This is a genomic window from Cognatilysobacter xinjiangensis, assembly GCF_014651995.1.
GTDB lineage: Bacteria > Pseudomonadota > Gammaproteobacteria > Xanthomonadales > Xanthomonadaceae > Cognatilysobacter > Cognatilysobacter xinjiangensis.
The window spans coordinates 1,252,241-1,276,856 of the sequence record NZ_BMXY01000001.1 but is presented as its reverse complement, the minus strand read 5'-3'; the positions used below and the strand labels follow the sequence as shown (position 1 = coordinate 1,276,856).

The following is a 24,616-nucleotide window of genomic DNA, read 5'->3' as shown; positions in this document are numbered from 1 at the left end:
CCCGTCGTGCAGCCGCGCATCAACGTATTGACCCTCGCGGTCGAGGATCTGGACCGGGCCGTCGCGTTCTACCGCGATGGCCTCGGGTTGGCGACCGACGGCATCGTCGGCACGGAATTCGAGCACGGCGCCGTCGCGTTCTTCGACCTGGGGCCCGCGTTCCGTCTCGCGCTGTGGCCACGTTCGAGCCTGGCGGCGGACGCGGGCCTCGAGCTCGCACCTGCCGGCACGGCGCCGATGTCGCTCGGGCACAACGTCGCTTCACGGCACGATGTCGACGCCGTGATGGCGCAGGCTGTCGGCGCAGGCGCCCGCGTGGTCAAGCCGGCGGGCGACACGTTCTGGGGCGGTTACGCCGCCTACTTCAGCGATCCGGACGGCCATCTCTGGGAGGTGGTCTACAACCCCGGATGGCCGCCGCGCGACGCGTAGCCGGCGTCCGCCGAGATTTCGCGGGCGCCGCGCGTCCCGGCGCGGCACAATAGCCGGATGAGCAAACAGAACCAGTGGATTGCCGGCATCAACGCCGTGTCGGCGGCGCTCCAGAACGACGCCGAGCACGTGCGTGAAGTGCTGCTGGAGGCGGGGGCGAAGAATCCGCGGATCCAGGACATCGAATCGCAGGCGCGCCGGCTCGACATTCCCGTGCGGCGCGTGGCGCAGCAGGCGCTTGACGGTGCGGCCGGCGGCCTGCGTCACCAGGGCGCGATCGCGCGCTATGCCGCGGCGCGCACGTGGAGCGAGAACGAGCTGTCCGGGCTGGTCGAAGCGGCGGAGGGCAAGGCGCTGCTGCTGCTGCTGGACGGCGTGCAGGACCCGCACAACCTCGGCGCCTGCCTGCGCAGCGCGGCCGCAGCCGGTGTCACGGCGGTGGTGATCCCCAAGGACAAGTCGGTGCAGGTCAACGCGACCGTCCGCAAGACCTCCGCGGGTGCCGCGGACGCGGTGCCGATCGTGCCGGTCACCAACCTCGCGCGCACCATGAAGGAGCTGCAGCAGCTCGGTGTCTGGCTCTACGGGCTGGCGGGCGACGCCGCCGGCGACGTCTACGGCATCGACATGCGCGGCAACGTCGGGCTGGTGCTCGGCGGCGAGGCGGACGGCCTGCGTCGCCTGACCCGCGAGACCTGCGACGGGCTGGTGTCGATCCCGATGCCGGGCGCCGCGCAGACGGGCGTCGAGAGCCTCAACGTGTCCGTGGCCACGGGCATCACCCTGTTCGAAGCCGTACGGCAGAGGAGCGTGCGCTGATGGAAAGCGATGCCCTGATCGCGCTGCACTGGTACGACGTCGTCGGTCTCGGCGGCACGCTGTCGATCCTGCTCGCCTTCGTGCTCCTGCAGACGCGCCGCCTTTCCGGTACCGGGCTGGTCTACCAGCTACTCAACCTGTTCGGCGCCGCCGGCATCCTGGTGTCGTTGTTCGGCACCTTCAACCTGTCGGTGTTCCTGCTGGAACTCGCCTGGGTGATCGTCAGCCTCTACGGCATCGTCCGCTCGCTTCGCGAACGGGGCCGCGGCGCGGGCTGAGCGCCCGAAGCCGGATCAGTCCGTTCGCGCCGGCCCCGGCCCGCCGAGCATCGGCCAGCTGTTGACGATCCTGCAGAACAGCTCGGCCGTGCGCTCGGCGTCGTAGACGGCCGAGTGCGCTTCCTCCGCGTTCCACTCGATGCCGGCCGCCTGCAGCGCCCGGCCCAGTACCGTCTGCCCGTAGGCCACGCCGCCGAGCGTCACAGTGTCGAATACGCTGAACGGGTGGAACGGGTTGCGTGGATGGTTGGAACGCGCGACCGCCGCATTGAGGAAGTTGAGGTCGAAGTGCGCGTTGTGGCCGACGAGGATCGCTCGCTGGCAGCCGTGCTTCTTCATCGCCGCGCGCACGGGCGCGAACACCACGTCCAGCGCCTGCTTCTCATGCTTCGCGTCGCGGAAAGGGTGGTCGATGATGATCCCGGTAACCGCGAGCGATTTCGGGTCGATCTCCGTGCCCGGCGCCGGCACCACGTGCGCACTGGTCGTCGGGCAGCGCACCAGCCGGCCGTCCTCATCGAGGTCCAGCGGCACGACGGCGATTTCCAGCAGCGCGTGCCGGTTCCAGTCGAAGCCCCCCGTCTCGACGTCGACGACGACGGGCAGGAAGCCGCGGAAACGGGTGGCGAGTGAAGGCACGGGCGTTACGGCGATGAGCGGGCCGGCAGCCTAGCAGACGCGGGCTTGGCCGGTCGTCGCCGCTGCGGCGTGAGTCGCGTCCCGGTCGTGCCTAGAGCGTCGCGGTATTGCTCTCGTCCGCCTTCTCGCGCGGGGGCAGGGCGTCGTCGCCGCGCACGAGGAACCACACGTTCTCGGCGATGTTGGTGGCGTGGTCGCCGATGCGCTCGATGTTCTTCGCCATGAACAGCAGGTGCGTGCAGGGCGTGATCGCGCGCGCGTCCTCCATCATGTAGGTCAGCAGCTCGCGGAACAGGCCGGTGTAGGCGGCGTCGATCTCGGCGTCCGACGCCCGCACGCGCTGGGCGGCCTCGACGTCGCAGTCGCGGTAGGCGGCCATCACGTCGCGCACCTGCTTCACCGCGAGGCGGCCGATCAGCTGCAGGCCGGCGACGTGCGGCAGCGCCGGCGCGGTGTTGAGCGCCATCGAGCGCTTGGCGACGTTCGCGGCGTAGTCGCCGATGCGCTCGATGTCCGCGGCGATGCGAATCGCCGCGAGGATCTCGCGCAGATCGCGCGCCATCGGGCCGCGCAGGGCCAGCTTCATCACGTCATGGCTGACCTCGTGCTCGAGGGCGTCGATCGCCTCGTCGTTTGCGACGATGCGGGCCGCGGCCTTGTCGTCGCGGCGCTGCACGACGTCCAGTGCAGCCTCCAGCTGCGCCGCGGCCATCTCGCCCATGCGCAGGGTCTCGTCGAGCAGGCGCTTCTGCTCGGCGTCGTAGCTTTTCAGGATGTGATCGTGCATGGCGGGTCCTGCGGCTCAGCCGAAGCGGCCGGTGATGTAGTCCTCGGTCTGCTGCTTCGAGGGATTCGAGAAGATCGTCTCGGTAGTGCCGTGCTCGACGAGCTCGCCGAGGTACATGAAGGCGGTGTAGTCCGAGATGCGCGCGGCCTGCTGCATGTTGTGCGTCACGATCACGATGGTGAAGTCGCGCTTGAGATCGTCGACGAGCTGCTCGATGCGGCTGGTGGAGATCGGATCGAGCGCGGAGGTCGGCTCGTCGAGAAGCAGCACGTCGGGCCGCAGCGCCACCGCGCGCGCGATGCACAGGCGTTGCTGCTGGCCGCCTGAAAGCCCAAGCGCGCTCTGCCCCAGCTTGTCCTTGACCTCTTCCCAGAGCGCGGCCTGGTGCAGCGCCTGCTCGACGCGGTCCTTCATCTCGCCCTTCGACAGGCGCTCGTGGTGGCGGATGCCGTAGGCCACGTTCTCGAAGATCGTCATCGGGAACGGCACCGGCTTCTGGAACACCATGCCCACCTTGCTGCGCAGGCGATTGAGCGGATAGCGCGGGTCGAGGATGTTCTCCCCATCCAGCAGCACTTCGCCGGTCGCCACGAGCTTCGGATAAAGCGCATAGATTCGGTTGAACACGCGTAGCAGCGTCGATTTGCCGCAGCCCGATGGGCCGATCAGCGCGGTGACGCGCTTTTCGGGGATGTCGAGGTCGATGCCGCGCACCGCGTGGAAGCGGTCGTAGTGGAAGTCGAGGCCGCGCGCCGCGAGCTTCGGCGCGGACGCGACCGGCGCAGCGTGGAGGGTCTCCAGGTGGAGGCGAGGAGCGTCGTTCATCGCGGGGTCCGGAAAGAGGGCGGCGTTCATCAGTCGTGGGCGACCCGGTTGCGCATGACGATCGCGCGCGCGACGAGGCTGACCGCGAGCACGAACAGCATCAGCACGAAGGCGCCGGCCCAGGCGAGCGAGTGCCAGGCGTCGTATGGGCTCATCGCATACTGGAAGATCACCACCGGCACGTTCGCCATCGGCGAGGTGATGTCGGTCGACCAGTACTGGTTATTGAGTGCGGTAAAGAGCAGCGGCGCGGTTTCGCCGGAAATTCGGGCGAGTGCGAGCAGGATGCCGGTGACGATGCCCGGTAGCGACGAGCGGTACAGCACCTGCACCACCACCTTCCACTGCGGGATGCCCAGCGAGAGCGCGGCCTCGCGCATCTGCGTGGGGACGAGGCGCAGCATCTCGTCGGTCGTCCGCACCACCACGGGCAGCACGATGAAGGCGAGTGCGATCGCGCCGGCCAGCGCCGAGAAATGGCCCATCTGCGCGACGACCAGCGTGTAGACGAACAAGCCGAGCACGATCGACGGCGCCGACAGGAGGATGTCGTTCACGAACCGGATCACGTCGCCAATGCGGCTGCGCGCGGAGTACTCGGCGAGGTAGGTGCCCGCCAGCACACCGACCGGCGCGCCCATCGCGATGCCGAGCAGGCTCATCAAAGCGCTGCCGAGAAAGGCATTGAGCAGGCCGCCTTCTTCGCCGGGCGGAGGGGTCATCTGCGTGAACAACGCGGGGTTGATCGACGCGATGCCGTTGCTCAGCGTGGTCCACAGGATCCACACCAGCCAGAACAGCCCGAACGCGGTGGCGACGATCGCGAGCGCCTGCGCGACGAGGTTCTTCGCGCGGCGCATTCCGTACAGCGGCAGCATCACGCCCCCTCCCGCTTGGACAGGCGGCGCAGCATCAGACGCGCCACCGAGAGCACCACGAAGGTGACGAGGAACAGCACGAAGCCCAGCGCGATCAGCGCGGAGCGGTACTGCTCGGAATCGGCTTCCGCGAACTCGTTGGCAATGGTCGCGGCGATCGAGTTGCCCGGCATCAGAAGCGACGCGGTGAGCTCGTGCGCGTTGCCGAGTACGAAGGTGACGGCCATCGTCTCGCCGAGCGCACGCCCGAGGCCGAGGAAGATGCCGCCGATCACCGCCGAGCGCGTGTAGGGCAGCACGACGTCCCAGACCACCTCCCAGCGCGTGGAGCCGAGCGCGTAGGACGATTCCTTCAGCCGGTTCGGAACCGTCAGGAACACCTCGCGCATCACGGATGCGATGAACGGGATGACCATGATCGCGAGCACGAGCCCGGCGGTCAGCATGCCCAGGCCCAGCGGCGGCCCGACGAACAGCGTGCCGACCAGCGGCAGCGTGCCGAGGTTCGCGTCGATCCACGGATAGACGTGCTCGCTGAGGTAGGGCACGAGCACGAACAGGCCCCACATGCCGTAGATGATCGACGGAATGCCGGCGAGCAGCTCGATCGCCGTGCCCACCGGGCCGCGCAGCCACTTCGGCGCGATCTCGGTAAGGAACATCGCGATGCCGAAGCTCACCGGCACCGCGATGAGCATGGCGATCAGTGCCGTGACGACAGTGCCGTAGATCGGCACCAGGGCGCCGAAATCCTGCGCGACCGGATCCCACGCACGCGAGGTGAAAAATCCCAGGCCGAACTTCTCGAAGGTGGCGCGCCCGCCCCAGAGCATCGACAGTGCGGCCGCGGCGAGCGCGACGAGCACAAAGATGCCGGCGGCGGTGACCAGCCAGCGGAAGCCGCGGTCGGCCGCGGCGTCGCGCGAGCCCGTGTCGACGGCGGGAACGGAAATGGCGCTCATGCGGTTGGCGGCGTCGGTCGGTGGACGTGCATGCCCGTCACTTGAACTGCGTCGACCAGTACTGCTCGACCTGCGCGACGACGTCCGGCGGCAGTGGCACGTAGTTCAGCGACTGTGCGGTCGCGCTGCCGTTCTCGAGCGCCCAGCGGAAGAAGTCCAGTGCGGCCTTCGAGCGCGCCGGGTCCTTCGGCTGCTTGTACATGAGGATGAAGTTCGTCGCGGCGATGGGCCAGGCCTGCGGGCCGGGCGCGTTGGTGATCACGAGGTTGAAGTCCTGCGCGTTCTTCCAGTCGGCGGTCGCGGCCGCGGCCTGGAAGGACGCGATGCTCGGCTGAACCCACTGGCCGGCGGCGTTCTGCATCTGCGCGTGGGCCATGCCGTTCTCGGCGGCATAGGCCAGCTCGACGTACCCGATCGAGCCCTTGATCTGCTTCACGTACGCGGCGACGCCTTCGTTACCCTTGCCACCGATGCCCAGCGGCCAGTTGACCGACGTTCCTTCGCCGACCTTCGACTGCCACTCGGGGCTGACCTTCGAGAGGTAATTGACGAAGTTGAACGTCGTGCCCGAGCCGTCGGAGCGCTTGACCACGTTGATCTTCGACGCCGGCAGCGAGAGGCCCGGATTGAGCCGTGCGATCGCGGCGTCGTTCCAGCTCGTCACCTTGCCGAGGTAGATGTCGGCCAGCAGCGGGCCGGTGAGCTTCAGCTGCCCCGCCGAGATGCCGGGAAGGTTGATCACCGGCACCACGCCGCCGACGGCCGACGGAAACTGGCCGAGGCCCGCGGCCGCGAGTTCTTCGGACGCGAGCGGCTTGTCGCTTGAACCGAAGTCGACGGTGCCGGCCTTGATCTGCGCGATGCCGCCGCCCGAGCCGATCGACTGGTAATTGATCTTGTGGCCCGTCTGGCGCGCGTACTCGGCGGACCACTTCGACAGCAGTGGGTAGATGAAGGTGGCGCCGGCACCGGTGATCTCTGCCTGCACGCGCTCGTTGCCGGTGGAAGCGGCGGTGGCGGCGGACGGCGGCGCGTCGGTGGACGAACCGCCCGAGCACGCGGTCAGCGCGGCGGCGAGCGCGAGGGCAAGGCCTGCAAGGCGAAGAGCGGACATGTGCGACTCCGGTCGGCCGCACCTCGCGGCCCGTGGGCGCCATGAAATGATGTTTCCGTGACACGGTGATTACAGCCGTCGCGAAAGCCACTGCCACGGCAGACGGTGGAAACGAAGACGGGCCCCGGAGGGCCCGTCGGTTAACCGGCAGCGAAGCGACGTGATCAGTACTTCGTGTTCGCGGCCCAGTACGCCTCGATCTGCTTCACCAGCGCGTCCGGCAGTGGCACGTAGTCGAGCGTGCGCGCCTGCGCATCGCCGCTCGCGTACACCCATCGGAAGAAGTCCTTGGCGTTCTTCGCGCCTGCGGCGTTCTTGGGATTGCGATACATGAGGATGAAGTTCGTCGCGGTGATCGGCCAAGCGTTCGCGCCCGGCGCATTGGTCATCACCAGGTGGAAGTCCCTGGTGCCGGCCCAGTCGGCGCTCGCGGCCGCCGCGGCGAAGGTCTCGTCGCTCGGCAGCACGTAATTGCCGGCGGCGTTCTTCAGGCGCGAGTAGGCCATCTTGTTCTGCAGCGCGTACGACAGCTCGACGTAGCCGATGCCGCCCTGAATCTGCTTCACGTACGCGGCGACGCCCTCGTTGCCCTTGCCGCCGATGCCGGTGGGCCACTGCACCATGGTGCCTTCGCCGACCTTCTGCTTCCAGGACGGGCTGACCTTCGAAAGGTAGTTGACGAAGTTGAAGGTGGTGCCCGAGCCGTCGGAGCGGTGTACGACGGTGATCTTCTTCGCCGGCAGCTTGATCCCGCCATTCGTGGCGACGATGGCAGGGTCGTTCCACATCGTGATCTCGCCGAGGAAGATGCGCGCCAGAACCTCACCGTCGAGCTTCATCGCACCCGAGGCTACGCCCGGTACGTTGATGACCGGCACCACGCCGCCGATCACCGACGGGAACTGGATGAGGCCGGACTTCGCGAGGTCCTCGGGCTTGAGCGGCGCATCGGTCGAGCCGAAGTCGACGGTGCCCGCCTTGGCCTGCGCGATGCCGCCGCCCGAGCCGATCGACTGGTAGTTGATCTTCTTGCCGGTGGCCTTGGCGTAGTCGGCCGACCACTTCGACATCACGGGATAGATGAAGGACGCGCCGGCGCCGGTGACGTCCGCCGCCTGCGCGCCGAAGCTGGCGATGACGAGGGACAGCGCGAGCGCGCGGGCGCGCGTGGAGAGGGAGATGGACTTCAGCACGATGGACTCCTGGTCGATGACGGGAACGACCCGCCTGCCGCGCATTCCATCGACGTGCGGTGACACGGCGGTGTCGCGGCGATGACAGGGCGGTGACACGCGCACAAAAAAAGAGGCGCAGCCGGAGCCGCGCCTCTTTCCACCTTGGAGAGATGTGACCGTGGGGATTACCAGTAGAACTGCACGCGCGCCTCGACGATGCTCGGGTCGTCGTCGACGTCCGCGCGCGCGGAGGAGATGTAGCGGCTACTGTCGACCTTGACGTAGTTCAGCATGAACTTGAAGTTCGAGCGCCAGTACCAGTTGACGCCTGCGGTGATCGAACTCTGCTCGCCGCCGAGCACGCCTCGCACCACCGGAGCCGCGGTCGGGGTCGCACCCGGCGCGAGGTAGCCGTCGTTGAGGTCGAGGCGGTCGTAGCGCAGCGCGAGCTGCCACATGCCCGAGCCCGGATTGTCGGGAAGCGGCGTGGTCGGCACGCCGGCCTTGTAACCGAACTTCTCGCCGGTCAGGTTCCACACGCCCTGCACGTAGAAGCCATCGGCATCGTAGGCATCGGCCGGCTGCGTTGCGACGCCCGTCGCGTAGCGGTAGACCTGCGCCTTCATGTATTCGCCCTGCAGCTTGAAGGGGCCCGTGGCATACATGCCTTCCAGGCCGATCACGCTCATGCGGTCGGCGTTGAGGATGCCGGTCGAGCCGGTGTCGACCAGCCGCACGCCGGCGAGGTCCGCGAGCGGACGCGCGCGCAGGCGCACCGTGTCCGCATCGGTGTCCATGTCCACGTAGGACACGCCGAGGTGCAGGACGTTGCCGCCCTGGTTGATCGGCGCCCAGGTGCCGCGCAGGCCGTAGCCACTGCCGTGCGCTAGGTTGCGGGTCAGCTCGCGGCCGAAGTAGCTCGCGGTCAGCGACCAGTCGTTCGTGCCATAGCTGTACGCGCCGCCCAGGCGGCGCGCGACCGCCAAGGTGTTGGTGATCGACGCCTTCGCGATGAAGTCGTTGTTCTTGGTCGAGGACAGCTCTTCGAGGCTGTTGGGCTGCTTGAACTGGCCGAGCTGCAGGTAATGGTTCGAGTCGCCGCCGAGCTTGTACTTGGCGTTGACGTCCAGCCACTTGTCGGCCTTGGCGTCGTAGCCGACCACCCAGTCGACGTTGCCCGGGCCCTTGCCCTTCAGCACGATCTCGGCGCGACGCAGTTCCTGGTCGCTGTCGAGGCCATCCGGCACGTCGCCGTTGAGGTTCGCGACATCGCTGTCGAACCAGTTGTAGTCGGCCTGGATCAGGCCTTCGAACGAGACCTCGGAATCATGGATGACGTCGATCGCGACTTCGGCATGCGCGGCCGGCGCGGCGAGCGCCGCGAGCAGCGCGACGGCGAGCGTGTTGCGGGAAGGTTTCATGGCGGGTCCTGGAGAGGAGGAGCGCCGCGAAGCCTAGGTCGTGAAGTTTGCGTAAATGTGACACCGCGGCGTCCGCGGGATGACGCTCAGCCGCGGTTGGTTCGCGCGCGCTTCGTCGGCACTTCCAGAGGCGGCGAGGCACCCGGCGTCTTCGCTGTGTACTGGCAGAGATCGCGCACGATGCAGCGCGGGCATTCGGGCGTGCGCGCCTTGCAGACGTAGCGGCCGTGCAGAAGGATCCAGTGGTGCGCGTGCTGCAGGTATCGCTCCGGCACCCGGCGTAGCAGCCCGTCCTCGACCTCGCGCACGTCACGGCCCGGCGCGAGGCCGGTGCGGTTGGATACGCGGAATATGTGCGTGTCTACCGCCATCGTCTGCTCGCCGAATGCGGTGTTGAGCACCACGTTCGCGGTCTTGCGGCCTACGCCCGGCAGCGCTTCCAGCGACTCGCGATCGCGCGGAACCTCGCCGCCGTGGCGTTCGATCAACTGCTTCGCCATCGCCACGACGTTCGCGGCCTTGGTGCGATGGAAGTTGATCGTGCTGATGTAGGGCGACAGGCCCTCGACGCCGAGCCTGGCGATCGCCGCGGGCGTATTGGCGACGGGGAACAGCCGCCGCGTCGCCTTGTTCACGCCGACGTCGGTCATCTGCGCGGAAAGCGCGACGGCGACCAGCAGCTCGTAGGGCGTCGAGAATTCGAGTTCCGTCGTCGGCGCCGGATCGGCCGCGCTGAAGCGCTCGAACATCGCGTCGATCTCGGCCGGCTTCATACGGCGGCGCGGCGGCGGCATGTCCGCCGGTGGCGCGGCACGACGCGCAGGCGCCTTCCGTGCGCCGCCCGTACCGGCCGCTGGCGCGCGTCTCGACGGCTTAGCCGGCGTCGCCGATGACGGAGGCCGTGCGCGCTTTCCTGTTGGCGCCTTCGTGTCGCCCTCCGCCTCGACCAGCGTGCGTCGCACGCGGTTTGGCGCCTTCTTTGCGGCGGTCGCAAGCTTGCGCACGCTGGATGACGTGCGGCCCGCATTCTTCGTCGTCGCCATCAGTCGCGCTTCGCCTTGGCTAGCGCGCGCTGCAGTGCTGCCGCGGCCGCCGGTGGAAGCGCGGGCGTCGGGCCCGGGGCGACCGGCACACGTCGCGCGGCCTCGCGCTGCGCGGCACGACGTGCGAGCCGGGCCGAGCGCAGGCGGAAGCGTTCACGTGCCGCGAGCGCGGCGAGCCGCGAGGCACGCGTCTCCACCAACTTCGCGGCGCAGGCCGGCGCACACGACACGCACGGCTCCGCCTGCATAAGGCCGGCGTCGATGGCCGCGTCGACGTCGTCGCACAGCAGGAGCCCTGCGATGCCGTGCGCCGCCGAGGCCGCGGCGCAACCGCACGTGGGGCAGGGCGTCGGGGTCACGCGCCGGTAAAGGCCGGCTTGCGGCGCTCGAGGAAGGCCGATGTACCCTCGCGCATGTCCTCCGTCGAGAACATCAGGCCGAACTGCGCGGCTTCGTATTCGAGGCCTTCCTCGATGCCGCATTCGCCGCCGACGTTGATGCAGTCCAGCGTGCCGCGCAGCGCCAGCGGCGCCGCATTGGCGAGTTGCTGCGCGATCGCCATCGTCTGCGCCTCCAGCTCCGCCGCCGGCACGACCCGGTTGACGATGCCGAGTTCGCGCGCACGCGCGGCGTCGATCGGCGCGCCCAACAGGCACAGCTCCAGCGTGGCCGCGCGGCCGGCGAGGCGCAGCAGGCGCTGCGTGCCGCCGAAGCCGGGAATCAGGCCGAGGTTGATCTCGGGCTGGCCCACGCGCGCGGTGTCGGCCGCGATGCGCAGGTGGCAGCACATTGCGAGCTCCAGCCCACCCCCGAGTGCGAAGCCGTTCACCATCGCGACGACCGGTTTCGGGCTTTTCTCGACCCGGCGCATCATGCGCTGGCCGCGCAGTGAGAAGTCGCGGCCCTGCACCGGCGTCAGCGTGTTCATCTCGGCGATGTCGGCGCCGGCAACGAAGGCCTTGGGACCGGCGCCGGTCAGCACGATGGCACGCACGGAAGCCGCGGAAATCGCCTCGGCGAAGGCGGAATCGAGCGCGTCGAGGGTTGCGGCGTTCAGCGCGTTGAGCTTGTCCGGCCGGTTCACGGTGATGATGCGGACGCCGTCGCGGTCGGCGACGGTCACCGGCGAGGCACTGCTGCTGGCGGTCATGGCGGGCCCGGGAATGAATGGCAACTTGGAAAAAACGGGGCCGGAAGCCCCGCGGGAACTCGCGCGGCAGGCCGCGGTCAGACGGGTCGGTGTCAGTGGCGGTTAAGCCCTGCCGCCAGTATCCTAGCGCGCCACTCGGGGCTTTAGACCAGTACGCGGCACAGGGGTTTTCCAACGCCGTTGCGCACGGGCGCACCGAGCATCTCTTACCGGAGGTTTCACCCGATGAAGTTTCGTCTGATTGCCGTCGCGGCGGCCGCACTGGTCGTGTCCGCCGGCATCGCGTCCGCGCAGGACACCTCGACCGAGAAGGGCAAGCTGAGCTACGCGCTGGGCTACCAGTACGGCCAGGAACTGCAGGGTCTGATCGCCCGTGGCGAGCAGCTCGACATCGCCGCGCTGGTGAAGGGCGTGCAGGATTCGGCTGCGAAGAAGGAGCCGACCGTCAACGTCGACCAGCTCCGCACCGCCGTGCAGAACTTCCAGAAGCGCGAGCAGGGCCGCATGGAGCAGGCCAAGGCCGAGTGGGAGAAGCAGGCCGCCGAGAACAAGACCAAGTCCGACGCGTTCCTGGCGTCGAACAAGGCCAAGGCTGGCGTGAAGACGCTGCCCTCGGGCGTGCAGTACCGCGTGATCGAAACCGGCACCGGCGCAAAGCCGACGCTCGCGAGCACCGTCGAGGTCGAGGCCGCCGGTCCGTTCCCGATGGGCCAGCGTCCTGCGCAGGCGCAGCCCGCGCAGAAGATGCCGACCGTCAAGGTCAGCGAGATCCAGCTGGTGGGTATCCGCGAGGCGCTGCAGCAGATGCCGGCAGGCTCGAAGTGGGAAGTGACCATCCCGGCCGACAAGGCCTATGGCGCGAACCCGGGCACGGGCTTCCCGCCGAATGTGGCGGTGCAGTTCGAAGTCAAGCTCGTCAGCGTCAAGTAAGACGGGCAGATGCGGTAATCCCGGACGCCGGCCTCGTGCCGGCGTTCGTGTTTCCGGGCCCCGCTCTGCGAGAATCGCCAAATGGCCACTTCCTTCCGCGCGGTCCTCAGCCCCTGCATCGGCGTCTGCGAGATCGACGCGCAGGGGCTGTGCGCGGGTTGCTTGCGCACGCTCGACGAAATCGCGAGCTGGGGCACGATGGGCGACGCCGAGCGCCTGCGGCTGATGGAGGCCGTGCTGCCGATGCGCGAGGCCGGGCGCGCGGATGACTGAGGCCGAGGTCGCGCGGCTGCGCGCCGCGTTGCATCCGCTCGACGCGCCGCCCCGCGGCGACTGCTGGAACCTCGTCGAAGTCGAAGGCCTCGTGGATGCGTCCAGCTTCCGCGAGGCCGCGGTACTCGTCGGCCTCGTGCCGCGCGACTCGGGGCTGCAGGTCCTGTTGACCCGTCGCAACGACGAGCTCCGCAACCACGCCGGCCAAGTGAGTTTCCCGGGTGGACGCGTCGATCCGGGCGATGTCGACGCCATCGACGCCGCGCTGCGCGAAACGACCGAGGAGGTGGGCATCCCGCGCGCAATGGTGGCGCCGCTCGGCTATCTCGATCCGGTGGCGACGATCACCGGTTTCCGCGTGCTGCCGGTTGTCGCCTGCATCGCGCGCGACTACGTCGCGAGGCCCGATCCCGCCGAAGTCGCCGCGGTGTTCGAAGTCCCGCTCGCCTACCTGATGGACCCGGACAATCGCGTCGAGCGCCGTTTCGTCTACGAAGGCCGTGAGCGCGCGGTCTGGGAGTACCGTTATCCCGACCAGCGCATCTGGGGCGTCACGGCTTCGATGCTGCTCAATCTCTACCAGCGGCTGGAGGGCTCGCGATGACCTGGACCACGCTCGTCGACGCCGACACGCTGTCCCGCGCGATCACACACGGCGGCGATCGGCCGCTGGCGATCGTCGACGCGCGCGTCGACCTGGCCGATCGCAGCGCGGGTGCGCGACGCTTCGCCGAAGGGCACGTGCCCGGCGCCGCCCGGGCCGACCTGGAAACCGACCTGTCCGGGCCGCATTACCCGGGCGCCGGCCGGCATCCATGGCCGGAGGACGAGGCGTTCGCGCGAGTGCTCGGGCGCCTCGGCATCACGCCCGCGCATCAGGTCGTCGCCTATGACGACGCGCAGGGCGCCCTGGCGGCCGCGCGCCTGTGGTTCATGCTCAAGGCGTGGGGCCACGAAGCGGCGGCCGTGCTGGACGGCGGCTGGAGTGGCTGGAATGCCGCGGGCGGTGCCATCGAGACGGGGGCGTCGCGCGTTGCCGATGCCGGTGCTTACGCGGGTGCATTCGACTCCACGCGACTGCTACATGCGGCCGACGTGGAAGCAGCCTTGTCTCGCGGCGAGCCGCTGGTGGACGCGCGTGCGGCGGAGCGCTATCGCGGCGACGTCGAGCCGCTGGACCGCAAGGCGGGTCACATCCCGGGCGCGCTGAACCGGCCGTTCGCCGCCAATCTTGAAAACGGCCGCTTCAAGCGGCCGGACGCGTTACGTGCCGAGTTCAACGCGCTACTCGCCGGACGTGAGCCGGCCACGCTGGTCGCGAGTTGTGGCTCCGGCGTCACGGCCTGCCATCACCTGCTGGCAATGGAGCACGCCGGCCTGCCCGGCGCGCGCCTCTACACCGGATCGTGGAGCGGCTGGATCGAGGACCCGGCCCACGCCGTCGCCACGGGCTGACGCGCCTCAGCGCTTGCCCAGGCGCTCGAGCACGGCACGCAGTGCGGCCTGCGAGTCGGGCGCGTACCAGGCCTCCACGAAGCGCTCGAGCTCGATGTGGCGCGCCTGCAGCGCCTCGACGGCGTCGGCACGCGCGATCGCACGCGTTTCCAGCATCGGCTGGCGGGGCAGGGCTGCCAGCGTGCGCAGCCACGCCACCGCGCGCGCCGGCGTCTCCTCGACACTCGAAATCTCGTCGACCAGGCCGATCGCATACGCCTCGTCGGTGTCGGGCATCAGCCCGCCGACCAGAAGCCGCTCGGCACGATGCGGCCCCACCACCCGGCGCATGAGCCGCTGGATGCCTTCCGGCGCAACCAGGCCCACCTGCGTTTCGTTCAGGCCAACGCGGAACGGCTTGGCCGCGTCGGGCGAGCGCGCCATGACGCGGTAATCGCAACACAGCGCAAGTACGCAGCCGCCGGCGGGCGAATGTCCGGTAATGCCCGCGGCGACGGGGACCGGCGAGTCCACCAGCGCCCGCGCGACGCCGAAGAACGCTTCCCATGCGTGCTGCAGCGCGCCGCGGTCCTCGCCGAGCGACATCAGGTAGGGCACGTCGAGCCCGGCCGAGAAGATCGAGGGCAGCCCGGTGAGCGCGATGCCCTGCGCGCCCTGATGCACGGCCTGGGCGAGCGCCTCGCGCAGCTCGGCGCAGAACGCCGGGCTCAGCGCATTGACCGGCGCGCGCGCCATGCGTACTTCCGCGATGCCGTCGTGGTCGAGCAGTTCCACCAAGCCCATGGGCCATTCCCCGATCGAGAAACCGGCAGATTAACCGCCGCCCCGGCCGCGGGCGACCGGCGCTGCGTGCCGCCTACAATGCGGGGCATGCGAAACGCCCTCGTGCTGCTGTTCCTCGGCTTGGCCGCCCTCTCGACGACCGCGGATGCCGCCCGCGCGAAACCGGCCTGCGTGCCCGTCATCCGCGGCGCCTGGGTGCGCATGACGCCCGTCATGCCGATCGGCGCGGGCTACTTCACGATCGAGAATCCCTGCGCCATGCCGGTCACGCTCTCCGGCGCGAGCAGCGCGCGTTTCAGCGACGTGTCGATGCACGAGACGCGGCTGGAGAACGGCATCAGCCGCATGCTGCCGCTGGCCTCGCAAACCGTCGCACCGGGCCAGCGCATCGAGTTCCGCCCGGGGGGGCGGCATCTGATGCTGGCCATGCCGCGCGAGGGAAGCGCGGTGCCGACGACGCACCTGCGCATCGATCTGCGCCTCGCCGACGGGCGCGTGCTGCCCGTCGACTTCGAACTGCGTCGCGCCGCGCCCTAGCGGCAGGCGGCGCGCACGTCCTCGGGAAGCGGAGCGGAGCGGCCCGTGTTCCGGTCGATCCACACCATCACCACGTTGCCGTCGCAGTAGAGGACGTTGCCGTCCGTCGAGTCGACGATGCGATGGCCGATGGTGAGGCTGCTGCCGCCGATGCGTTCGACGAAAAGCTCGACGACGATGTCGCCGGGCCAGCCGATCGGGCGGCGGTAGCTGAGGTTGGAGGCCGCGACGACGGGCGCGACGTTTTCGTCCATTCCCATGCCGGGAACCGACAGCATCCAGCGCAGCCGCGCTTCCTCGAGGTAGCTCAGGTACTTCGAGTTGTTGACGTGGTTGAAGGCGTCGAGATCGCGCCAGCGCACCGACAGCGGCACGCGGATCAATTCGCCCGGGCGCAGCGAGGCCTGGCGCTGGATCGGGGCGTTCGGCGTTGCTTCGGCAGCGCGAGCCTGCGGCGTTTGCGCCGGCTTTTGCGCAGGAGCGGCCGTCGGCTCCACGTCGGTGCGTTCCGCGGCGGCGGGTAACGACGCAGCCGCGGCGGGCGCGTCGGCGCTAGGCGCGTCGCTTGCCACGGCAACGGGCTCCGGCGACTTCTGCACGAATGCCGCGTCGGTCGCCGGTGCATCGCCACGCGTGCCCGGTTCCGCAAGCGGCTTCGGGTCAAGCACTGCCGGGATGTCGGCGGACTTCGCCGTGGGTTCGACCGGCGCGGCAGCTTCCGAAACGGCGTTCTCCACGGCAGCCGCCGCCTCAGGCGCATCCTTCTTCGCAGCGACGCGCCGGCCCGGGCGCTTTCGTGCCGCGGCGGGGCGGCGGGGCTTCTTGTCGGTCGGCGGAGGCGGCTGGTCGGTCATCGTGCGGCGGTCTTGCGCTTGCGGCCGGGCTTCGGCGCGGGCGCGACAGCTTGATCGCGTCGGAGCAGCGGCGCAAGGAAGCGGCCGGTATGCGACTGCGGCAACGCCGCGATTTCCTCGGGCGTACCGCAACCCAGGATCGTGCCGCCGCGATGACCGCCCTCGGGGCCGAGGTCGATCACCCAGTCCGCCGTCTTGATGACGTCGAGGTTGTGTTCGATCACCACCACCGTGTTGCCGTCGTCGCGCAGGCGATGCAGCACGCCGAGCAGCTGCTCGATGTCGGCGAAGTGGAGGCCCGTGGTCGGCTCGTCGAGGATGTAGAGCGTGCGGCCGGTGTCGCGCCGCGAGAGCTCCTTCGACAGCTTGACGCGCTGCGCCTCGCCGCCCGACAGCGTGGTCGCCGACTGGCCGAGCTTGATGTAGCTCAGGCCGACGTCCATCAGCGTTTCCAGCTTGCGCGAGATCGACGGAATCGCATCGAACAGGCCCAGCGCGTCCTCGACGGTCATCTCGAGCACGTCGCTGATGTTGTAGCCCTTGTAGAGGATCTCCAGCGTCTCGCGGTTGTAGCGCTTGCCGCCGCAGACGTCGCAAGGAACGTACACGTCGGGCAGGAAGTGCATCTCGACCTTGATCAGGCCGTCGCCCTGGCAGGCCTCGCAGCGTCCACCCTTGACGTTGAAGCTGAAACGGCCTGGCGCGTAGCCGCGGGCGCGCGATTCCGGCACCTGCGCGAACAGCTCGCGCAGAGGCGTGAACAGGCCGGTGTACGTGGCCGGGTTGCTGCGCGGCGTGCGGCCGATCGGCGACTGGTCGATGTCGACCACCTTGTCCCACAGCTCGATGTTGTCGTAGCTGTCGTAAGGCGCCGGCGACATCGAAGCGCCATTGAGCTCGTTGGCGGTAATCGCGTGCAGCGTGTCGTTGATCAGCGTCGACTTGCCGGAACCCGAAACGCCGGTCACGCAGGTCAGCAGGCCGGCCGGAATCTCGAGGTCGACGCCGCGCAGGTTGTTGCCCTTCGCGCCCTTGAGGTGGAACCACATGCCCTTGTCGGGCTTGTGGCGCGTGGCCGGCACTTCGATCCGGCGCGCGCCACTGAGGTACTGGCCGGTCACCGACTTCGGGTTGGACATCACCGCCTGCGGTGTGCCCTCGGCGACGACCGTGCCGCCGTGCACGCCTGCGCCGGGGCCGATGTCGACGACATAGTCGGCGAGGCGGATCGCATCCTCGTCGTGCTCGACGACGATGACCGTGTTGCCGAGTTCGCGCAGGCGCGTCAGCGTGCCCAGCAGGCGCTCGTTGTCGCGCTGGTGCAGGCCGATCGATGGCTCGTCGAGCACGTACATCACGCCGACGAGGCCCGCGCCGATCTGCGAGGCGAGACGGATGCGCTGCGCCTCGCCGCCGGACAGCGTGTCGGCCTTGCGCTCGAGCGTCAGGTAGTCGAGGCCTACGTCGACGAGGAACGTCAGGCGCTCGGCGATCTCCTTGACGATCTTCGACGCGATCTCGCCGCGCCAGCCCGGCAGTTCGAGGCCTTGGAAGAAGCGCAGCGCCGCGTCGATTGGCATCACCACGATCTGCGCGATGCCGTGGTCGGCCACGAACACGTTGCGCGCGGCGCGGTTGAGACGCGCGCCGCCGCACTCGGTGCACGGACGGTCGCTGATGTACTTCGAGAGCTCCTCGCGTACAGCGTCGGATTCGGTCTCGCGGTATCGCCGTTCGAGGTTCGGGATCACACCCTCGAAGCGATGCCGGCGCTGGTAGCGGCCGCCCGAATCATTGATGTAGGTGAAGGTGATCGCCTCCGTACCGCTGCCGTAGAGCACCGCCTGCTTCGCCTTCTCGGCGAGCTGGTTCCAGGGCATGTCGACGTTGAAGCCGTAGTGCTTGGCGAGCGACTGCACCAGCTGGAAGTAGTAGGTGTTGCGGCGGTCCCAGCCGCGCACCGCGCCGGCCGACAGGGAGAGGTCGGGATGCACGACCACGCGCGCCGGATCGAAGAACTGGCTCACGCCGAGGCCGTCGCAGGTCGGGCAGGCGCCCATCGGTGCGTTGAACGAGAACAGCCGCGGCTCCAGCTCGGGCAGCGAGTAGTCGCACATCGGGCAGCTGTAGCGCGCGGAAAACAGCAGCGGCTTTGCCGCGGCATCGTCGAGCGATTGCACCTGCGCCATCCCGTCGCCGAGCTTGAGCGCGGTCTCGAACGATTCCGACAGGCGCTGCTTGAGGTCCTCGCGCGGGCGGAAGCGGTCGATCACCGCCTCGATGGTGTGCTTGCTGCGCAGGCTGAGCTTGGGCACCTCGTCGATCTCGTACAGCGTGCCGTCGACGCGCACGCGCACGTAGCCCTGCGCGCGCAGCTGGTCGAACACGTGTGCGTGCTCGCCCTTGCGGTCGCGCACCACCGGCGTGATCAGCATGTAGCGCTGCTCGGGATCGAGCGCGAGCGCCTGGTCGACCATCTGGCTGACGGTCTGCGCCTCCAGCGGATAGCCGTGCTCGGGGCAGCGCGGCGTGCCGACGCGCGCGTACAGCAGACGCAGGTAGTCGTAGATCTCGGTGATCGTGCCGACCGTGGAGCGCGGGTTGTGCGAGGTGGACTTCTGCTCGATCGAGATCGCCGGCGACAGGCCTTCGATGTGGTCGACATCGGGCTTTTCCATCACCGAGAGGAACTGCCGCGCATAGGCCGACAGCGACTCGACGTAACGGCGCTGGCCCTCGGCGTAGATGGTGTCGAAGGCGAGCGACGACTTGCCGGAGCCCGAAAGGCCGGTGATGACGATGAGTTTGTCGCGGGGAAGGTCGAGGTCGACGTTCTTCAGGTTGTGCGTCCGCGCACCGCGGATGCGGATGAATTCCATCGCCATCGGTAAATCCTGGGGGAGGGGGCTCGCCGGCGCGCGGCGAACAGGAGAGCCTATCGGGAGCGGGGAGTCCGGACAATTTGTCGGCGCCGCGGGCAGGAAGACGTGAGCGGGCAGCGGCCGCCGGTTCCTGAACAGGGGTACTTTGCGCTCGCGGCGTCTCGCCGGGTGAGACAGGCATCGCCGCGCGGGACGCAGAGGGCCGGTTGCGCTAAGCCGTTGAGTCGCCTAGAATTCCGCTTCTGTCTGCGTCGATCGCCGGCAGGTAACCGACCACAATAACTACAGAGGAAGTCTGGTCATGTACGCAGTACTGGTCACCGGCGGCAAGCAGTACCGGGTGATGGAAGGCGAGACGCTGCGCGTCGAGCTGCTCGAGGCCGATGCCGGCAGCGAGATCACCTTCGAGAACATTCTCATGCTGGGCGGCAGCGACGGCGTGAAGCTCGGCGACGCGCTGAAGGGCGCGACCGTCAAGGCCACGGTCGTCGGCCACGGCCGCGCCGACAAGGTGAAGATCGTCAAGTTCCGTCGACGCAAGCACCATCGCAAGCAGATGGGCCACCGTCAGCACTACACCGAAATCCAGATCACCGGCATCGCCGGCGGCAACAAGTAAGCAGGAGACGCAGCCATGGCACACAAAAAGGGCGTAGGTTCCACCCGCAACGGCCGCGACTCCAACCCGAAGTACCTGGGTGTGAAGATCTTCGGCGGCCAGGCCATCGAGGCCGGCAACATCATCGTCCGCCAGCGCGGCACCCAGTTCCATCCGGGTCCGGGCGTCGGCCTGGGTCGTGACCACACGCTGTTCGCGCTGGTCGACGGCAAGGTCGAGTTCTCGGTCAAGGGTCCGGCCAAGCGCCGCACCGTCAGCGTCGTCACCGCCGAGTAATCCGGCGAGCGTCGCTTCGACGAGCCCCGCTTCGGCGGGGCTTTTCGTTTGAGCGATCATCATCTCCGCGATGCGGTGCCCTCAGCGGCGCGGCACGCGATTCAGTCACAATGCGGCGCGGCATTTTTCGCCCTCCCGCACTTTCCGGTCATGCGCCATGAAGCTCGTCGACGAAGCCGAAATCCAGGTCATCGCAGGTAACGGCGGCAACGGTTGCGTCGGCTTCCGCCGCGAGAAGTTCATTCCGCTCGGCGGCCCTGACGGCGGCGACGGCGGCGACGGCGGCAGCGTCTGGCTGGTGGCCGACGAGAACCTCAACACGCTGGTCGATTTCCGCCACCAGCGCATGTTCAAGGCGCAGCGCGGCGAGAACGGCATGGGCCGGCAGATGTACGGCAAGGCTGGCGAGGACCTCGTCGTGACCGTGCCGGTCGGCACCGTCGTCACCAACGTTGAGACCGACGAGGTGATCGGCGACCTCACGCGCCACGGCGAGAAGCTGCTGGTCGCGCAGGGCGGCAAGGGCGGCCTCGGCAACATGCATTTCAAGAGCTCGGTGAACCGCGCGCCGCGCAAGGCGCTGCCGGGTCTGCCGGGCGAGCAGCGCGCGCTCAAGCTCGAGTTGAAACTGCTGGCCGACGTCGGCCTGCTGGGCTTCCCGAACGCCGGCAAGAGCACCTTCATCCGCGCGGTTTCCGCGGCGACGCCGAAGGTGGCCGACTACCCGTTCACCACGCTGTATCCGAATCTCGGCGTCGTCAGCGTGGAGCCGCATCGCAGCTTCGTGATCGCGGACATCCCGGGCCTCATCGAGGGCGCGGCGGACGGCGCGGGCCTCGGCGCGCAGTTCCTGCGCCACCTGCAGCGCACGCGCCTGCTGCTGCATCTGGTGGACATCGCCCCGATGGAGGGCGGCGTCGAGGGCGTCAGCCCGGCGGAGCAGGTGCGCGCGATCGAACGCGAACTCGAAAAGCACGATCCGGAACTGCTCGCCAAGCCGCGCTGGTTGGTGCTCAACAAGGCCGACCTGCTGCTCGACGAGGAGCGCGACGAACTGGTCGCACAGATCGTCGACGAGCTCGTCTGGACCGGGAATCGCTACGTCGTGTCCGCCATCGGCCGCGAAGGCACCTGGCCGATCATGAAGGACGTCATGGCGTTCTTCGACCGCCAGCGCGAGGAAGCCGAGGAAGCGCGCGAGGCGGCGCACTGGCAGGGCGACGCAGGCACGCCCGAAGCCTGAGCGGCGCACATTCCGTGAGCCGGGTCCGTTCGATGCAACCGGATGTGCGCGCTTGCTGGCGCGTGCTGCGACGTGCTGCGCGTATGGCCGTGCGCATGCGCCGCCGCGTCGTGTCCCTCGCAGTCGCCACGCGAACGGAATCGCAGGCACAAAAAAACCCGGCCGAGGCCGGGTTTCTTCGCGAAACGCTGCGCGTATCAGGCAGCGGCCTTCAGCGCCTTGATGCGGGCATTCAGGCGGCTCTTGTGACGGGCAGCCTTGTTCTTGTGGATCAGGCCACGCGAGCTGAAGCGGTCGAGCAGCGGCTGAGCCTGCGCGAAAGCGGCTTCGGCACCGGCGGCGTCGTTCGCATGAAGGGCCTTGAGGACCTTCTTGACGGAGGTGCGGAGCATCGAGCGCTGGCTGGCGTTGCGCATGTTGCGCACGATCGTCTGCTTGGCGCGCTTCTTGGCGGACTTGATGTTGGCCACGGCGGTTTCCTGGAAGTCTTGGTGGAGCGGCTGTCCGGGAGACAGCACGTTGAGGAGAGGGAATTGGGTACAGACAGACCGGAAAGTATGGCGGTTTCAATGGCTTGCGTCAACGGGCCGTCAACGGAGCGGAACCTGTGACCGCGCCCCGCGTCGCCCGCGGCCTGCTGTCCTTCAGCAGCATGACCATGGTGAGCCGCGTCTTCGGGCTCATCCGCGACCAGGTGCTCACCACCACCTTCGGCGCCTCGGCGGCGACGGACGCGTTCTGGGTCGCCTTCCGCATCCCGAACTTCATGCGCCGGCTGTTCGCCGAGGGCTCGTTCGCGACCGCTTTCGTGCCGGTCTTCACCGAGGTGAAGGAGACGCGCCCGCATGCCGACCTGAGGGCGCTGATGTCCCGGGTCTCCGGCACGCTCGGCGCGGTGCTGCTGCTGATCACCGCGCTCGGCCTGATCTTCACCCCGCAGGTCGCTGCGCTGTTCAGCATGGGCGCCTCGCCGGACAAGGCGGAGAAATTCGGACTGACGGTCGAGCTGCTGCGGCTGACCTTCCCGTTCATCCTGTTCGTCTCGCTGACCGCGCTGGCCGGTGGCGCGCTCAACAGCTTTCACCGGTTCGCGATGCCCGCGCTGACCCCGGTCATCCTCAATCTCTGCATGATCGCCGGCGCGCTGTGGCTGGCGCCGCGGTTGGAGACGCCGATCCTCGCGCTTGGCTGGGCGGTGCTGTTCGCAGGCATCCTGCAGTTGCTGTTCCAGCTGCCGTCGCTGGCGAAGCTCGACCTGCTGACGCTGCCGCGCTGGGGCTGGAGCCATCCGGACGTCCGGCGCGTGGTGCGGCTGATGGTGCCGACGCTGTTCGGCTCGTCCGTCGCGCAGATCAACCTGCTGCTCGACACCTGGATCGCCGCGATGCTGTACACCGGCTCGCAGACCTGGCTGTCGTTGTCCGACCGCTTCCTCGAGCTGCCGCTGGGCGTGTTCGGCGTCGCGCTCGGCACGGCGATCCTGCCGGCGCTCTCCCGCCACCACGTGCGCACCGATTCGGCCGCGTTCTCGCGCACGTTCGACTGGGGCCTGCGCACCACGCTGCTGATCGCTATCCCGGCCGCGCTCGGGCTGATGATGCTGTCCACGCCGCTGGTCGCGACGGTGTTCCAGTACGACCGGTTCACCGCGTTCGACACCCAGATGACGGCGATGGCGGTGTTCGGCCTGAGCTTCGGCCTGCCGGCGTTCGCACTGGTCAAGGTGGTGCTGCCCGCCTTCTATTCGCGGCAGGACACCAAGACGCCCGTGCGCGCGGGCGTGGCCTCGCTGGTCGCCAACATGCTGTTCAACGCGATCTTCCTGGCCGCGGTCTACGCGTGGCGGGTGCCGGCGGAGGACCGGGCGGGCGGCGTCATGCAGGCGCTGGCGACCACGCCGGGCCTGCACCTGGCGCTCGGGCTCGCCAGCGCGGCGGCGAGCTACCTCAACCTCGCGCTGCTGTGGCACTGGTTGCGGAAATCGGGCGCGTACGCGCGCCAGCCGGGCTGGGGTCGCTTCCTGACTCAGGTCGGGCTGGCCTGCGCTGCGATGGTGGCGGTGGTGATGCTCGGCCTGTACTGGCTGCCGGACTTCACCGAGGCCGCCATGCATCTGCGCATCGTCAACCTGCTGCTGCTCGTGGTCGGGGGCGCGGCCAGCTACGGCATCGTGCTGGTCGCGCTGGGGATCCGCCCGCGCCACCTGCGCGAGCACTAGGGCCGGCGGGCCGCGTGGGCTGGCTATACTTCAGCGGATGAGCAGGCTGTTCCGAGACGTCGACCGCGCGCCGCGAGCGCCGCAGGGGCGCGTGGTCTGCATCGGCGCATTCGACGGCCTGCACCTGGGGCATCAGGCGCTGGTGCGCCGCGCCGTGTCGCGTGCGCGCGAGCTGGGCGTACGTGCGGCCGCCGTCACCTTCGATCCGCTGCCGCGCGAGGTCTTCGCACGCGGCAGCGTGCCACCGCGGCTCATGTCCACGCGCCGCCGCGTGGAGGGGCTGTTCGAACTCGGCATCGACGACGTCGCACTGCTGCGCTTCGACCCGCGCCTGAGCGGCATGTCCGCCGAGGATTTCGTCGCCCGCGTGCTCGTCGACGGCCTGCAGGCGCGCGACGTCTGGGTCGGTCCCGATTTCCGCTTCGGCCGCGCGCGCGGCGGCGATCTCGAGCTGCTGCGTCGCGAGGGCGCCACGCGCGGTTTCGGCGCCGGCGAGATCGAGCCCGTCGACGCTGGCGCCGATCGGGTGTCCAGCACCCGCATCCGCCAGGCGCTGGCCGACGGCGATTTCGAGTTCGCCGCGCGGCTGCTCGGGCGCCCCTACGACATCGCGGGGCGCGTCGTGCGCGGCAAGCAGCTCGGGCGCACGCTCGGTTATCCCACCGCGAACCTGCGCCTGCCGCGTGGCACGCCGCCGCTGGCGGGCATCTTCGCCACGCGCGTGCATGGCCTGTCGCCCGCGCCGTTGGCGGCCGTATCCAGCCTGGGCACGCGGCCCACGGTCGGCGGCATTGAGCCGCTGCTGGAAACCCACATATTCGACTTCGATGCGGACATCTACACCCGCCGCATCCGTATCGAGTTCGTCGCCAAGCTGCGCGACGAACTGAAATTCGACGGACTCGACGCCCTGGTCGCGCAGATGGATCGCGATTCGGAGCAGGCGCGGCGCATCCTCGCTCCCATGAACACCCGCAGGACCGCCTGATCCCGTGACCGACCGCGAAGCCCCCGACGCCAACC

The 24,616-nt window shown here is 68.9% G+C and carries 26 protein-coding genes and 1 pseudogene; 12 read left to right on the top strand and 15 right to left on the bottom strand.

Annotated elements, in window-relative coordinates; genetic code table 11:
- Positions 1 to 6 precede the first annotated feature (6 nt).
- The 3 genes from IE066_RS06010 to IE066_RS06000 are packed head-to-tail and all read left to right on the top strand — an operon-like array spanning position 7 to position 1,529.
- Positions 7 to 432, top strand: a complete 426-nt coding sequence (locus IE066_RS06010) for a VOC family protein (protein WP_189447756.1) — start codon at positions 7 to 9, stop codon at positions 430 to 432.
- A gap of 57 nt (positions 433 to 489) precedes the next feature.
- The gene (gene rlmB / locus IE066_RS06005) at positions 490 to 1,251 is read left to right on the top strand and encodes a 23S rRNA (guanosine(2251)-2'-O)-methyltransferase RlmB (protein ID WP_189447754.1); all 762 of its coding nucleotides are present in this window, start codon (positions 490 to 492) and stop codon (positions 1,249 to 1,251) included.
- Entirely contained in the window at positions 1,251 to 1,529 is a 279-nt protein-coding gene (locus tag IE066_RS06000; RefSeq protein ID WP_229790683.1) for a CBU_0592 family membrane protein, read from the top strand. The genes rlmB and IE066_RS06000 overlap by 1 nt, the downstream gene beginning before the upstream one ends.
- Positions 1,530 to 1,544: 15 nt before the next feature.
- On the opposite strand, the gene rnt is transcribed toward IE066_RS06000, so the two are convergent.
- From rnt to IE066_RS05945, 11 genes are all read right to left on the bottom strand, one after another.
- The gene (gene rnt / locus IE066_RS05995; RefSeq protein WP_229790682.1) at positions 1,545 to 2,168 is read right to left on the bottom strand and encodes a ribonuclease T; all 624 of its coding nucleotides are present in this window, start codon (positions 2,166 to 2,168) and stop codon (positions 1,545 to 1,547) included.
- A gap of 91 nt (positions 2,169 to 2,259) precedes the next feature.
- Positions 2,260 to 2,955, bottom strand: a complete 696-nt coding sequence (gene phoU / locus IE066_RS05990) for a phosphate signaling complex protein PhoU (protein ID WP_189447752.1) — start codon at positions 2,953 to 2,955, stop codon at positions 2,260 to 2,262.
- A gap of 15 nt (positions 2,956 to 2,970) precedes the next feature.
- Positions 2,971 to 3,780 carry a phosphate ABC transporter ATP-binding protein PstB gene (gene pstB / locus IE066_RS05985; protein WP_189447749.1) on the bottom strand — a complete coding sequence of 270 codons (810 nt, stop codon included), beginning with the start codon at positions 3,778 to 3,780 and terminating at the stop codon, positions 2,971 to 2,973.
- A gap of 29 nt (positions 3,781 to 3,809) precedes the next feature.
- Complete coding sequence (pstA, locus tag IE066_RS05980) at positions 3,810 to 4,658, bottom strand: phosphate ABC transporter permease PstA (RefSeq protein WP_189447747.1); 849 nt, start codon at positions 4,656 to 4,658, stop codon at positions 3,810 to 3,812.
- Positions 4,658 to 5,620 carry a phosphate ABC transporter permease subunit PstC gene (gene pstC / locus IE066_RS05975; RefSeq protein WP_189447745.1) on the bottom strand — a complete coding sequence of 321 codons (963 nt, stop codon included), beginning with the start codon at positions 5,618 to 5,620 and terminating at the stop codon, positions 4,658 to 4,660. The genes pstA and pstC overlap by 1 nt, the downstream gene beginning before the upstream one ends.
- A 37-nt stretch (positions 5,621 to 5,657) precedes the next feature.
- The gene (gene pstS / locus IE066_RS05970; RefSeq protein WP_189447743.1) at positions 5,658 to 6,734 is read right to left on the bottom strand and encodes a phosphate ABC transporter substrate-binding protein PstS; all 1,077 of its coding nucleotides are present in this window, start codon (positions 6,732 to 6,734) and stop codon (positions 5,658 to 5,660) included.
- A 164-nt stretch (positions 6,735 to 6,898) separates the two neighbouring features.
- Complete coding sequence (pstS, locus tag IE066_RS05965) at positions 6,899 to 7,927, bottom strand: phosphate ABC transporter substrate-binding protein PstS (RefSeq protein ID WP_425488900.1); 1,029 nt, start codon at positions 7,925 to 7,927, stop codon at positions 6,899 to 6,901.
- Positions 7,928 to 8,094: 167 nt separating this feature from the next.
- Positions 8,095 to 9,330 carry an OprO/OprP family phosphate-selective porin gene (locus IE066_RS05960; RefSeq protein WP_189447741.1) on the bottom strand — a complete coding sequence of 412 codons (1,236 nt, stop codon included), beginning with the start codon at positions 9,328 to 9,330 and terminating at the stop codon, positions 8,095 to 8,097.
- A gap of 86 nt (positions 9,331 to 9,416) precedes the next feature.
- A complete protein-coding gene (gene nth / locus IE066_RS05955; RefSeq protein ID WP_425488899.1) occupies positions 9,417 to 10,124 on the bottom strand; it encodes an endonuclease III in 708 nt (235 codons plus the stop codon).
- A 248-nt stretch (positions 10,125 to 10,372) separates the two neighbouring features.
- A complete protein-coding gene (locus tag IE066_RS05950; RefSeq protein WP_229790681.1) occupies positions 10,373 to 10,603 on the bottom strand; it encodes a hypothetical protein in 231 nt (76 codons plus the stop codon).
- 125 nt (positions 10,604 to 10,728) lie between these two features.
- Positions 10,729 to 11,523: an enoyl-CoA hydratase/isomerase family protein gene (locus IE066_RS05945; protein ID WP_189447737.1), complete on the bottom strand. Its 795-nt coding sequence runs from the start codon at positions 11,521 to 11,523 to the stop codon at positions 10,729 to 10,731.
- A gap of 225 nt (positions 11,524 to 11,748) precedes the next feature.
- Between IE066_RS05945 and IE066_RS05940 the strand changes: the two genes are divergently transcribed.
- The 3 genes and pseudogenes from IE066_RS05940 to IE066_RS05925 all read left to right on the top strand — a co-directional run bounded on the left by IE066_RS05940 (position 11,749) and on the right by IE066_RS05925 (position 14,181).
- Positions 11,749 to 12,453, top strand: coding sequence for an FKBP-type peptidyl-prolyl cis-trans isomerase N-terminal domain-containing protein (locus IE066_RS05940; RefSeq protein ID WP_189447735.1), 705 nt, complete (start codon positions 11,749 to 11,751; stop codon positions 12,451 to 12,453).
- An 81-nt stretch (positions 12,454 to 12,534) separates the two neighbouring features.
- Positions 12,535 to 13,330 (top strand): annotated as a pseudogene (locus tag IE066_RS05930) (CoA pyrophosphatase).
- Positions 13,327 to 14,181, top strand: coding sequence for a sulfurtransferase (locus IE066_RS05925; RefSeq protein WP_189447729.1), 855 nt, complete (start codon positions 13,327 to 13,329; stop codon positions 14,179 to 14,181). Before IE066_RS05930 ends, IE066_RS05925 begins: the two are co-directional and overlap by 4 nt.
- Before the next feature lie 6 nt (positions 14,182 to 14,187).
- Here the strand turns inward: IE066_RS05925 and IE066_RS05920 are convergent, their stop codons facing one another.
- The gene (locus IE066_RS05920; RefSeq protein WP_189447727.1) at positions 14,188 to 14,964 is read right to left on the bottom strand and encodes an enoyl-CoA hydratase/isomerase family protein; all 777 of its coding nucleotides are present in this window, start codon (positions 14,962 to 14,964) and stop codon (positions 14,188 to 14,190) included.
- 87 nt (positions 14,965 to 15,051) lie between these two features.
- Here IE066_RS05920 and IE066_RS05915 point away from each other — a divergent pair, with 87 nt between their 5' ends.
- Entirely contained in the window at positions 15,052 to 15,501 is a 450-nt protein-coding gene (locus IE066_RS05915) for a copper chaperone PCu(A)C (protein ID WP_189447726.1), read from the top strand.
- On the opposite strand, the gene IE066_RS14750 is transcribed toward IE066_RS05915, so the two are convergent.
- Together IE066_RS14750 and uvrA are read right to left on the bottom strand one after the other, a co-directional pair.
- Entirely contained in the window at positions 15,498 to 15,899 is a 402-nt protein-coding gene (locus IE066_RS14750) for an acyl-CoA thioesterase (RefSeq protein ID WP_229790742.1), read from the bottom strand. The genes IE066_RS05915 and IE066_RS14750 overlap by 4 nt on opposite strands.
- A 452-nt stretch (positions 15,900 to 16,351) precedes the next feature.
- Positions 16,352 to 19,240, bottom strand: coding sequence for an excinuclease ABC subunit UvrA (gene uvrA, locus IE066_RS05905; protein ID WP_189447724.1), 2,889 nt, complete (start codon positions 19,238 to 19,240; stop codon positions 16,352 to 16,354).
- A 298-nt stretch (positions 19,241 to 19,538) separates the two neighbouring features.
- On the opposite strand from uvrA, the gene rplU reads away from it, so the two are divergent.
- The 3 genes from rplU (at position 19,539) to cgtA (ending at position 21,375) form a co-directional block, all read left to right on the top strand.
- Positions 19,539 to 19,856, top strand: coding sequence for a 50S ribosomal protein L21 (gene rplU, locus IE066_RS05900; protein WP_189447722.1), 318 nt, complete (start codon positions 19,539 to 19,541; stop codon positions 19,854 to 19,856).
- 15 nt (positions 19,857 to 19,871) lie between these two features.
- Complete coding sequence (gene rpmA / locus IE066_RS05895; RefSeq protein ID WP_189447720.1) at positions 19,872 to 20,132, top strand: 50S ribosomal protein L27; 261 nt, start codon at positions 19,872 to 19,874, stop codon at positions 20,130 to 20,132.
- Positions 20,133 to 20,289: 157 nt separating this feature from the next.
- Entirely contained in the window at positions 20,290 to 21,375 is a 1,086-nt protein-coding gene (cgtA, locus tag IE066_RS05890) for an Obg family GTPase CgtA (RefSeq protein WP_189447718.1), read from the top strand.
- Between the two features lie 197 nt (positions 21,376 to 21,572).
- Here the strand turns inward: cgtA and rpsT are convergent, their stop codons facing one another.
- On the bottom strand, positions 21,573 to 21,845 hold the full coding sequence (rpsT, locus tag IE066_RS05885; protein WP_115646483.1) for a 30S ribosomal protein S20: 273 nt from the start codon (positions 21,843 to 21,845) through the stop codon (positions 21,573 to 21,575).
- A gap of 137 nt (positions 21,846 to 21,982) precedes the next feature.
- Between rpsT and murJ the strand changes: the two genes are divergently transcribed.
- Positions 21,983 to 23,593, top strand: a complete 1,611-nt coding sequence (gene murJ / locus IE066_RS05880) for a murein biosynthesis integral membrane protein MurJ (protein WP_189447717.1) — start codon at positions 21,983 to 21,985, stop codon at positions 23,591 to 23,593.
- A 37-nt stretch (positions 23,594 to 23,630) separates the two neighbouring features.
- Complete coding sequence (locus IE066_RS05875) at positions 23,631 to 24,581, top strand: bifunctional riboflavin kinase/FAD synthetase (RefSeq protein WP_189447715.1); 951 nt, start codon at positions 23,631 to 23,633, stop codon at positions 24,579 to 24,581.
- Positions 24,582 to 24,616: the final 35 nt, after the last annotated feature.

Bases quoted from the DNA above. Each gene is read 5' to 3' on its own strand.
- phoU (WP_189447752.1), bottom strand. From the start codon at position 2,955: ATGCACGATCACATCCTGAAAAGCTACGACGCCGAGCAGAAGCGCCTG.
- nth (WP_425488899.1), bottom strand. From the start codon at position 10,124: ATGCCGCCGCCGCGCCGCCGTATGAAGCCGGCCGAGATCGACGCGATG.
- pstC (WP_189447745.1), bottom strand. From the start codon at position 5,620: ATGAGCGCCATTTCCGTTCCCGCCGTCGACACGGGCTCGCGCGACGCC.
- uvrA (WP_189447724.1), bottom strand. From the start codon at position 19,240: ATGGCGATGGAATTCATCCGCATCCGCGGTGCGCGGACGCACAACCTG.
- IE066_RS05960 (WP_189447741.1), bottom strand. From the start codon at position 9,330: ATGAAACCTTCCCGCAACACGCTCGCCGTCGCGCTGCTCGCGGCGCTC.
- IE066_RS05920 (WP_189447727.1), bottom strand. From the start codon at position 14,964: ATGGGCTTGGTGGAACTGCTCGACCACGACGGCATCGCGGAAGTACGC.
- IE066_RS06000 (WP_229790683.1), top strand. From the start codon at position 1,251: ATGGAAAGCGATGCCCTGATCGCGCTGCACTGGTACGACGTCGTCGGT.
- IE066_RS05925 (WP_189447729.1), top strand. From the start codon at position 13,327: ATGACCTGGACCACGCTCGTCGACGCCGACACGCTGTCCCGCGCGATC.
- cgtA (WP_189447718.1), top strand. From the start codon at position 20,290: ATGAAGCTCGTCGACGAAGCCGAAATCCAGGTCATCGCAGGTAACGGC.
- IE066_RS05915 (WP_189447726.1), top strand. From the start codon at position 15,052: ATGCGAAACGCCCTCGTGCTGCTGTTCCTCGGCTTGGCCGCCCTCTCG.
- rpmA (WP_189447720.1), top strand. From the start codon at position 19,872: ATGGCACACAAAAAGGGCGTAGGTTCCACCCGCAACGGCCGCGACTCC.
- IE066_RS05940 (WP_189447735.1), top strand. From the start codon at position 11,749: ATGAAGTTTCGTCTGATTGCCGTCGCGGCGGCCGCACTGGTCGTGTCC.
- pstB (WP_189447749.1), bottom strand. From the start codon at position 3,780: ATGAACGACGCTCCTCGCCTCCACCTGGAGACCCTCCACGCTGCGCCG.
- rplU (WP_189447722.1), top strand. From the start codon at position 19,539: ATGTACGCAGTACTGGTCACCGGCGGCAAGCAGTACCGGGTGATGGAA.
- IE066_RS05875 (WP_189447715.1), top strand. From the start codon at position 23,631: ATGAGCAGGCTGTTCCGAGACGTCGACCGCGCGCCGCGAGCGCCGCAG.
- rlmB (WP_189447754.1), top strand. From the start codon at position 490: ATGAGCAAACAGAACCAGTGGATTGCCGGCATCAACGCCGTGTCGGCG.
- IE066_RS05945 (WP_189447737.1), bottom strand. From the start codon at position 11,523: ATGACCGCCAGCAGCAGTGCCTCGCCGGTGACCGTCGCCGACCGCGAC.
- pstS (WP_189447743.1), bottom strand. From the start codon at position 6,734: ATGTCCGCTCTTCGCCTTGCAGGCCTTGCCCTCGCGCTCGCCGCCGCG.
- pstA (WP_189447747.1), bottom strand. From the start codon at position 4,658: ATGCTGCCGCTGTACGGAATGCGCCGCGCGAAGAACCTCGTCGCGCAG.